The organism is Gemmatimonadota bacterium (genome assembly GCA_026706845.1).
Lineage (GTDB): Bacteria > Latescibacterota > UBA2968 > UBA2968 > UBA2968 > VXRD01.
Genome location: JAPOXY010000265.1, coordinates 12,645 through 14,540, shown reverse-complemented (window position 1 = coordinate 14,540; position 1,896 = coordinate 12,645). Strand labels below are relative to the sequence as shown.

Below are 1,896 nucleotides of genomic sequence, written 5' to 3'. Positions count from 1 at the left end.
GAGGTGCATCCCATCTCCAAAGGGTTTTTTGATAAGGTCAAAGAGCTGTTTGGATAGGCGGGTATGAAAATACGGGATCTCGGTGAGTTTCCCTTTTTGCGCCGCCTCCGTGAGCGCTTGCCACACGCTCTCCACGACCCTCGGATTCAGCTCGGCGTGGGTGATGACTGCGCCGCCCTCTCGCTCCCAGGGCTCACGGTGTTGACAACAGACGCCATGATTGCCGGTGTCCACTTCCAGTGTGAGTGGACCTCTTTTTTTGTCCTGGGGCAGAAAGCCTTTGCCGTCAACGCGAGTGATGTGGCCGCGATGGGCGGGGAGCCAGCCTTCGCCCTCCTCAGTTTGGGTGTTCCCCAAGACTCTGCCGTCGAAGATCTAGACGCCTTTTTTGATGGCTTCCTTGATGCCGCCCAGCAGATGCGAACCTCACTCATCGGTGGCAATATGAGCGCGGCGCCGGTTTTTACGATTTCTGTCTCTCTCCTGGGACAAATACCGTACGGGCTGATCGCTCGTTCTGGCGCACGCGTCGAGGACGAGGTGTACGTGACCGGAACTCTGGGTGATGCGGCCTTAGGGTTACGTCTCCTCACCAATGAATTGACCGGAGATTCCGAGAGCATTGCTGTCCAACATCTGAAACAGCGCTTCTTATGCCCGACCGCCCGTGTCGCAGTCGGAAAAGAACTCGCGGCCCAGCGCTTGGCGACCGCTATGATTGACGTCAGTGACGGACTGCTCCAGGATTTGGGTCATCTATGCGAAGCGAGCCAGGTCGGTGCTGTTGTCGAAGCCCCAACGGTCCCACTGTCCGAGGGTTATCGGACGCTCCTGGGCCCACGGGATTGGGCACTGGCCTTGTCCGGTGGGGAGGACTATGAGTTGCTCTTTAGCGCACCGGTTACGGCGCGTCCCAGGGTCCAGGAGATCGCAGACAAAAACGCCTGTGCGATCACACGCATCGGCTCGCTCGTGCCTCAGGCAGACGGGGTGACCGTCGTGTTACCGGACGGACCGCGGGCCGCGAGCGAGTTTACCGGATTTAATCATTTTACGCAGAGCAGACCATGACACGAGACCGCCTGGCTGAAATGCTCACCCAAGTGCAACAGGGGGTGTTACCTGTCGAGCAGGCGCTTGAACGGCTCAAGCAGCTGCCTTTTGAAGACTTGGGCTTTGCTCGGATCGATCACCACCGGACGCTGCGTAAGGGCTTTCCCGAGGTCATTTGGGGGCCAGGAAAAACGAGCCAACAGATTGCCACCATTGCTACGCGTCTCGTTGAGAACGGACAGCCGGCACTGATTACGCGTCTGGATGAAAAAAAAGCCCAGGAGGTCCAAACTTCCTTGCCCGCCCTGGTATACTATCCAGAGGCCCGCATCGGAGCCCTGGGCGAACAACCAACTCCCACGACGTCGTTGTCTATCCTGGTGGTCGCGGCTGGTACCGCAGATATTCCCGTTGCCGAAGAAGCCGTGATTTCGGCCGAGTGGCTCGGCAATAAGGTCGAGCGTTTATACGACGTCGGTGTTGCCGGTCTACACCGCCTGTTTGATAATCTGGACCGCCTCCGGGCCGCGTCAGTTTTGATTGTGGTGGCCGGTATGGAAGGCGCGCTGCCAAGTGTTATTGGTGGGCTGGTTGATCGACCCATCATCGCCGTACCAACGAGTATCGGTTACGGTGCCAGTTTCGGTGGCGTCGCTGCCCTCTTGGCCATGCTCAATTCCTGCGCGGCGGGCGTGACGGTGGTGAATATCGATAACGGATTTGGTGCGGCTGCCGCGGCTACCCTGATCAATCGGCCACACGCTGCGCCGGTCGCCACGAGCCGCACCACGGCCATTTCAGTAGCGCACCTCGCCCCAGCCTGCGTGCAACCGGGCGCCCCGC

At 59.4% G+C, this 1,896-nt stretch carries 1 protein-coding gene and 1 pseudogene; both read left to right on the top strand.

The genetic code is table 11. The features are described from left to right. Window positions 1-63: 63 nt before the first annotated feature. Complete coding sequence (thiL, locus tag OXG87_23135) at window positions 64-1,071, top strand: thiamine-phosphate kinase (protein MCY3872450.1); 1,008 nt, start codon at window positions 64-66, stop codon at window positions 1,069-1,071. Beyond that, window positions 1,068-1,808 (top strand): annotated as a pseudogene (gene larB, locus OXG87_23130) (nickel pincer cofactor biosynthesis protein LarB). The gene thiL and the pseudogene larB overlap by 4 nt, the downstream one beginning before the upstream one ends. Window positions 1,809-1,896: the final 88 nt, after the last annotated feature.

Excerpts from the sequence above, each read along its gene's own strand:
- thiL (MCY3872450.1), top strand. The coding sequence starts at position 64 with ATGAAAATACGGGATCTCGGTGAGTTTCCCTTTTTGCGCCGCCTCCGT.